Genomic DNA, 7,501 nt, shown 5'->3' with positions numbered 1-7,501 from the left:
CGCACCGGAATCTGGATCATGAACCAGAAGACCCGGCGCGACCGACTCCACCCCGACCAACTCCGAGCACTCACCGAACTCGGCATCCACTGGGCACAGTAGCGGGGGCGGGGGCGGCCATGGCGCTTCTCGCGTCGTGCACACGGACCGATCGTGTGATGCTTGTAAGTGGGTGTGCGTCGATTCCACTCCTAAGGGAAACGGTGGGGCTGGGGACTGATTTGCCGCGCGCTTCCTTCTTCGATTCCCATTCCTCTACCGGGCCATAGTCCGGAGGTGATTTGCGCCTACCCAAGAATCCGTACGTTCTTGACGGTTGCCATCCCAAGGCGACCACATCAAGACCTGGGCCACTCAAGGGTTAAAATGACAAGTTACGACGAAATGGACACGCAAGCCATTTCCGCGATGGAAGAACTGTGGGCACCGGGACCTGCGGAGCGACTCAACGCGCTTCTCACCGAGGAGGAGAAAGCCGTACAGGATGTACGCCCTCTGCCGCCCGACCTGAGCCCCGACCAACAGAAGCTCAGAGCCAATTTCGAGCAAGACGGGGAGGTGCTGGCCCGTCAAATCTCGGAGGAGGTCGCAGCTCTTGACCTCAAGTTCCGGAACGCAGCGACGACAACCAGGAAGTTCCCGAGCATCCGCTCAACGACTGTGGATACGACGTACAGTCCCGACGGCCCCAATCCGTACAGGTATGCAGCCAGAGACGTGCCGGGCTTTGAGGCAACAGGCGATGGCGCCGCAGCCGACATCCACACGGGAACGTTCTGGGCATCACGCTACACAACATCCGGTCAACTGACGTCTCGGGCAGCTATCGGCGTCACGATAGTGCCGGAGCAGTCATGTCTCCTCTGGGTTCGCCCATACATCAATTGGTCAGGATTCGACATCCTCCAGCATGTTGACTACATGCCCGGATCTGGTGAGCAGCGGCGGGCTTTCGCGCTTGCACAGGTAGGAATACTCGTCAGCAGCCGAGATCTCGCCGGTGGAAACCCTGTATCCGTGGGGCAGACACATGTCGATCTATGGTCTCGCGACGAATTGAACCCCGTCGGATCACGGGACTACAGCGGGACCGCTTTTGCGGGCGACTACCAGCTTCGGGTCCCCGCATCCAGTGACCGTATGTTCGACGTCTGGGCCACGTGTCGTGTGTATGTGCTGGCCGAGTCGGGATTCGCGGTGGCAACACGGGCGAGTTCCTCGGCGAGTTGCTCCATGCCCTTCATGTTCGTGGGCCAGGTGACGGGCTGAGACGCATGGTGATCACGGAGGTTTTTCAGGGTGGGCGCTCCGAGGCGGCGGGGCCCACGCCAGCATCGCCGCCGGCGCCCATAGGACTTCAGCACCGCGCATTCGAAGAGCCCCCTTGACGATGAACTGTCATCGTCGCATTGGAAGATGCGATCCTCCGGCGTATCGGTCAGTCGCGTCGAAAATCTGTTTGTCTCGTCGGCCGCCTCGATAGCTCGCAGCGTATGCGGCATCGAACGGGCCACGTCCGCGATGACGGGGCGCGCCCCGACCTCTCTCCCGCAGCGATGGCCCCGGGTGGTCGCTGGCGGCGCCTTGACCTGGACAGTGGAGCCCAGATCAGCCTTGGGCTGACTGCGGCACCCGCCTTTGCGACGTCGAGTTGAATGTGTCAGACAGACCCCAGGGCATTGAGTGCCGCGGTCAGGACGTCGGGGGGTCTGGTGTCCGGCACGGGCTGGACCAAGGGTGGGTCGCCCTGACGGTCGTCGCCGGCCTGGCCGTCAGGGCCACCCAGGTCGTCGTCACTGTTGTGACCCCATGGGTCATCCCGGCCGTCCGCCGCCGCCATTAGGTCCGTGACGGCCCTGCGGACGGTTGCCGGGTGGGACCAGGGCTCGGCGGTCAGCATCTGCTGGGCGAAGCAGAGGGCGATGCGGTCAGCGGTTCGACGCAGGCTTGTCGCCGTCTCCGGGTCGGTGTCCGGTTCGGGGAACTCCACCAACTGGTAGGCGGCGTCTTTGCAGACGTCCCAGACGGCGGGACGGCCAGGCGGGTCTGCGGCGCGGTCTGCGGCGCGGGCCTGGGACCACACCTCCTGGAATTGCCCCGACCCGACGACCTCGGCGACCGGGAGCCGGCACAGGCAGGCCGCCTCCGGTGGGTCCGCCCAGATGCGCGCGCAGCCTTGGAAGGGGCCGGGGCCGCCTTGGAGGGCGAGCAGGGTGCGGCGCAGCGCTGTCACGGCCTCCTCGGCGGGGTTGCCGTCGAGGAGGGTGGTGGCCGCCTGCTCGATGAGGGCGGCGACCGCGGCTGTGTCTGTATAGCTCCAGCCGGCCCGCGCACCGCGGATGTCGGCGAGCCGTCGGGATGCGTGCCGTGTGAATCTGCGCAGGACGGACGTCGGCCGCGCACTGGGCGGCAGGTGCGGGGCGAGCACGGCGGCCATGTCCGGCCAGGTTCGGGCCAGGCCTTGCGGTGTGTGCACTGCGGACAGCACCGTCCGTGCGAAGGTCCTCAGCACCGTCGGTTCATCGACCAGGGAGCGGCCGGACGTGCAGGCGACCGGGTCGGTCAGGCAGGCGGCGTCGCAGTCGCCGGACGCGGGCATCGGCGCACTCTCGGGTCCGCGCATGTGCGCGTGCACCTGCGCGTCGGCCGGCCAGCTGCTGGATCCGCCCTTGATCTGCGGCACCTGTACCAGCAGCGGTGCGTCCTCGCCGTCTGCGAAAACCGCGGCGCGCCCCGCCGGCAGGCTCGCCATGGCGATGTCCTGGCGGGCGGTCATCACCATCGCGTCGCCGAGCAGGCCGCGGTCGTCGCCAGCGACGATCCGGTGGGCGATCTTCAGGCTGGTGTTCTTCAGGACGTCCCGGGCGAGCTTGGTGGGGGCCTGGTCGACCACGACGACGCCCTGGCCGTAGGCGCGGATCTCCGACAGCAGACCGGTGAACGTTTCCACGGCCTTGCCCCGAACATCGGCCTCCCCCTCGGGGCGTGCCGCGCCGGATCCGGTGTCGGCGAGCAGCCGGTGCGCCTCTTCCACGACGAGGAGATGGCGCAGCCCTTCGGTGTCGCCCTCGGTGCGGCGCTGCTCGGCCAGCCGGATCATCAGCAGGCCCATCATGAAGGCCTTGTCGTCGTCATCGCCCATGCCCTCCAGTTCGAGCACGGTCGGTCGGCCCAGCAGCGCGGGTAGCGGCAGTGAGCGGCGAGTGTCGAGCATGCGTCCCTTGCCGCCGGTGCGCAGGCTGTTCAGACGGGTGCACAGTGCGGCACGCATGTCACCGGTGACTTTCTCGTCGTAGCCGAGCTGCGGCACGATCTCCTCGACCTTGCGGACCAGTTCGCTCAGGGTGGGGAAGGCGTCGGCCCGTTCGGCTGCGGTGTCGAGTCGGTGGTTGACGTTGGTGGTGAGGTCCCAGCCGCGGTCGGTGTAGACGGCGTGCAGGCTGCGCTCCAGGATCTGGGGCAAGGGGGTCCACATCCCGAAGCTCGCGTCGAACACCGAGCGCAGCAGGTCGAGGTGGACGGCGACGGGGATGCCCTCGGGCACCTCGAACGGGTTGAGCCGGAAGGGGGAGACGTTCTCGTTACCGAGCGTGAAAACCTGCAGGTCGAGCGGAGGGTCGTGCAGAAGAACTCGGTACTCGGTCTTGGCGGGCTCCACGACGAGGAAGGGGATGCCTTGCCCGGCGGTCTGCCGAAGCAGGTGGAACATCGTGTTGGTCTTGCCGGAGCCGGTGACACCGGTGACGAAGGCGTGCCGGGTGAGGTTGGCTGGGCGGATGCCATAGTCGCTGGCCGTGACATGGGAGCGTTCAACTACCGAGCCCAGTGTCAGGGAGTCATCGGTGAGCGGCGGGGGGACGGTGTCGAACTCGGGGATTTCGGTGACGCAGAACCCGTTCCGCTCCTTCTCGGGGAACCGGATGTACGCGGCCAGCTGGCCGGATGTGAGCAGTGTCTGGTGCTGGAACGGCTGCTGGTAGAGCCCCGGCGTGGGGGCCTCGCCGGCCGGGTCGGGCATCGCCCAGGCGGCGGCCATGGCCGGTACATCGGCGCTCTCCCACACGCGCAGCGGTTCCGGGACCGAGTCCCGCCCGGAGAACACGCCCCGCCACAGGCCACAGGCCTCCGCAAACCCCTCGTCGTCGGAGAGCAGGTAGACGGCGGTGCGCCAGGCGCCGCTGCCCTGTCCCTCGGTAAGGCGCCGGAGCTGGCCGGAGAGCAGGTCCAGGTAGTGGTCGGCGAGCGGGCTGGGCGCGCCGTCCAGCGTGACGCCAGTCTGCACGGATCGCATCTCGTTGATGAGGCTCATCCGCAGGGCGCGTACGGGTTCCTCGTCCACCGGCTGCGCGAGCACCAGGGCCTGCCAGCGGCTGCCACTCAGACCCTGGAAGAGCCGGTCTAGCTGTCCGAGCCCGTCGGCCTCGGCAGGCGACTTCAGTGAGGGCACGCCGAGCGCCAGTGCGCCCGCCGGCCAGCTGCCGGGGTCCGGATCGTCGGGTGTGAGGGCGATGGCCGGGTACAGCGCCTGCAGGGCGGACTCCAGCAGGCGGCCGTTGCGGTGCGCGGACGGCACTTGGTGGCCGGCGGGGAGCCAGGTGCCGATCCGCACGGCGATCCGCCCGGGCTCGCCCCCTGCCAGGAACGCCACCGGGATCCGGTGCTGGTGCAGGCCGACGAGGAGGTCGCGCGTCACCGGGTCGTCGGCCGCCGTGCGGTGGGCGGAGGAGCGCTGCTTGTCGAACCGGCCGACGCCGTCCACCCTGACCAGGGTCCGCAGGCCGGGCGGGGCCTCGGTGAAGGTGGTCAGGGCCGTCGGGCTAGGCGGTTGGAAGCCGACGCGTTGCAGGTGGTCCAGGCTGGCGGCGGTCAGTGCCGTGGTCGTCACGACGGTCTCACCAGCCGTTCGGGAAGTCGGCCGGGGGCGTTGGGGCGTCGAAGAAGAGGGTGTAGAAACCCCAGGCAACGAAGGCGGCGATCGCGGCCATCATGACGTAGGCGAGGATCAGCACGGGCTTCGAGATGCCCTTGGCGCGCACGCAGGCGCCCGTGGTGAGGTTCTCCAGCCGGGTGACGTGCAGGGTACCGGACTTCATGCGACCGCGGGCGCGCACCCAGTCGCCGTCGTTGAGGGAGCCCTCGAAGGTCAGTCCTCGCATCTCAACGGGGACGAGGACGGCCCGGTTGCCGGCGGCGTCGTATCGCTCCAGGCGGAAGCTCCAGATCGCCTCGGACTGGTTCTCGCCGCGGTTCTCGGAGCGGATCTGCGTCCCGCGCACCTGACCTTCGACGACGGCGGTGCCGCTGTGGACGGTGGGCGGTGCGGACGGACGGCCGTCGCGAGGCGGTGTCTCGGGTACGTCGCCCCATTGGCGGGGCGGCGGCTCGCCCGGCACATCAGGCCGCCGCGGCTGCCAGGCGCCACCAGCATCCGGGCGGGTCTGCGGGGCGGAGGGGGACCAGGCTGCGTAGTCATTCGGCTCTGACGGCCGGGGCGCGAAGGAGGGCGGAACGGACATGGGAATCTCTCCTTGTGGACCTTCTTGAGCGGGGGTGTCTCCAGTAGGCCCGATACGGGCGGTACACGTCGCTCCACTGCATTTCGGGGCTTGACAGACCGGCGGGCATGTGCGCCTTCCCGTCCTTTTGCCCAGCTCGCACCGCGGAGGTGTGATGGGGAGATGGGAGAAGTCCAGGACGACCGCCGACACGGATCCGCGGACAGGTCGGTGGATTCACCCCGCGCCGGTGCCGGTGACCGCGGCGAAACGCGGACGCGTGACGCCGCTCCCCTGACCGACTGGGAGCGAAAGGAATACGCGGCCGGGGGTAGGACCATCGACGCCCACAGTGAGTTCCGCAAGACGGATGCCACCGGGGAGAAAAGGGGGAGCGCCGATTCGTCCGCCCACGTCGGCAGCGACGGGAAGACGCAAATCCACACCGACGTCAAGGACGACACGGGCAAGGTCACCAGCAGGTCCGACTCGTTCACCGACACGACACCCGACGGCCGGACGCGGACGCACACCTACTACAAGGACGCAGACGGAACCAAGACGGGAAGCTCGGATTCGACGTCCAAAACGGACAAGAACGGCGTCACCCACGCGCATAGCGACAACTTCGACTCCAGCGGCAAGAAGACCGGCAGCTCCGACTCAACGACACGCACGGACAAGAACGGCGTCACCCACACCCACACGAACAACTACGACTCCCACGGCAAGAAAACCGGCAGCTCCGACTCAACGACACGCACGGACAAGAACGGCGTCACCCGCACCCACACGAACAACTACGACTCCCACGGCAAGAAAACCGGCAGCTCCGAGTCGAAAGGCGCGGTCACCGGGAGCCATCGAAGTGGGAACGCGTGAGGGCGCACGTCTCGCCGTCTCCAGTCGTCAGAGGCCGCGAACGCCACCAAGGCGGAGGGGAAGGCGTCCGAGCGCAGGGTGACAGTGCGGCCGATCGCGTGCAGACGGCCGGCCGTGTCGCGGCGGCGCACCTTCGTCCAGCCGCGGACCGAGGGCCGGTAGGGCTGGGACATGCCCTTGACCACGACACCTTCGAGGCCCGACACGTCCGTCCAGGACTGCAGCCACTCCCGGGCCTCGACGACGTCGGTGGTCATCGGGCAAAGGGTCCACGGCGCGGTCAGGCCGCGGTCCGCGAACACCTCGTCCTCATCGCCGGATACACAGCCTGACGCCCCCGCGCGGCCATAGACACCGCACGGCGCTGTCCAGCGGTCACGCACGCCGATGACCAACAGACCGCATCAAAATGTCACTGCCAGCGGACCAGGATCCCCCTCACCAGCAATCGGCCGGCGAAGGCACCGCCGTCCCCACACAGGCGCCACGCCTTCCACCCGCGAAACGACAGGCACCTGCACCAAGCGGACCACACGTCCCCCCTGCCAGCCCAGCTCAGAACACCACAACGCGGGGAACGTCGCTGTCGTCAGCCGATGCAGAATCCATGACGCCCATCAACCGGCTCGACCCCGCGCAGCTCGAAGCCCTCGCCGACCTCGGAACGGACTGGGCCGCCTCGTGATTGCGGGGCCATCACTCCCGCCGTCAGCCGTCCCCGGGTGATTGCCCCGCAATCACCCTCGCCTGTTCCAAAAAACCGGAACGGGGGCGCCGTCGGCGGGCCGGCCCTTCCTCCGTCCCCCGGGGCTGGCGGGACTGACGGGAGTGAAATCCGGGATTGGGTTCACGGGCGCGGGTAGCCGTGGCCCGGCGGCGGATACTCCCGGCCCGGGTCGCCACCGACACCCAGCAGCACGATCCGCTCGAACGACGCCTCCTCACCCAGCGCCCGCACCCCCGCCTCCGTGTCGAAGGCCATGGTCCGCGGCCCAACACCCAACAGCCGTGTCCAGCCGATTTCCCCTGGGTCACCCGAATGGGTGATTCAGGGGGTGTTGGAGGGAGAAGTGGGGTGGATCGGCTGTCTGGGTGACGTGGGCGCGATCCGTGCCCGTACCACT

The 7,501-nt window shown here is 68.2% G+C and carries 6 protein-coding genes; 2 read left to right on the top strand and 4 right to left on the bottom strand.

Annotated features, from left to right (window positions below; genetic code table 11):
- The first annotated feature begins 366 nt into the window (after window positions 1-366).
- Complete coding sequence (locus ABZ934_RS31740; protein ID WP_361319776.1) at window positions 367-1,269, top strand: hypothetical protein; 903 nt, start codon at window positions 367-369, stop codon at window positions 1,267-1,269.
- Between the two features lie 391 nt (window positions 1,270-1,660).
- On the opposite strand, the gene ABZ934_RS31735 is transcribed toward ABZ934_RS31740, so the two are convergent.
- Both ABZ934_RS31735 and ABZ934_RS31730 read right to left on the bottom strand, forming a co-directional pair.
- Window positions 1,661-4,885 (bottom strand): DUF87 domain-containing protein, encoded by a 3,225-nt coding sequence (locus tag ABZ934_RS31735; RefSeq protein WP_361319773.1) that lies wholly within the window; start codon window positions 4,883-4,885, stop codon window positions 1,661-1,663.
- Window positions 4,886-4,892: 7 nt separating this feature from the next.
- A complete protein-coding gene (locus tag ABZ934_RS31730; RefSeq protein WP_361319770.1) occupies window positions 4,893-5,516 on the bottom strand; it encodes a hypothetical protein in 624 nt (207 codons plus the stop codon).
- A 162-nt stretch (window positions 5,517-5,678) separates the two neighbouring features.
- Between ABZ934_RS31730 and ABZ934_RS31725 the strand changes: the two genes are divergently transcribed.
- Window positions 5,679-6,377 (top strand): hypothetical protein, encoded by a 699-nt coding sequence (locus ABZ934_RS31725; RefSeq protein WP_361319767.1) that lies wholly within the window; start codon window positions 5,679-5,681, stop codon window positions 6,375-6,377.
- Here ABZ934_RS31725 and ABZ934_RS31720 read toward each other — a convergent pair.
- Window positions 6,296-6,634: a hypothetical protein gene (locus tag ABZ934_RS31720; RefSeq protein ID WP_361319764.1), complete on the bottom strand. Its 339-nt coding sequence runs from the start codon at window positions 6,632-6,634 to the stop codon at window positions 6,296-6,298. The genes ABZ934_RS31725 and ABZ934_RS31720 overlap by 82 nt on opposite strands.
- Window positions 6,635-7,224: 590 nt before the next feature.
- On the bottom strand, window positions 7,225-7,359 hold the full coding sequence (locus ABZ934_RS31715) for a hypothetical protein (protein WP_361319761.1): 135 nt from the start codon (window positions 7,357-7,359) through the stop codon (window positions 7,225-7,227).
- Between the last annotated feature and the right edge of the window lie 142 nt (window positions 7,360-7,501).

Origin of the sequence: Streptomyces sp. NPDC046557 (assembly GCF_040645975.1) — a bacterium.
Taxonomy (GTDB): domain Bacteria; phylum Actinomycetota; class Actinomycetes; order Streptomycetales; family Streptomycetaceae; genus Streptomyces.
The sequence above is the reverse complement of the archived record's forward strand: the minus strand, read 5'-3'. Positions and strand labels throughout refer to the sequence as shown.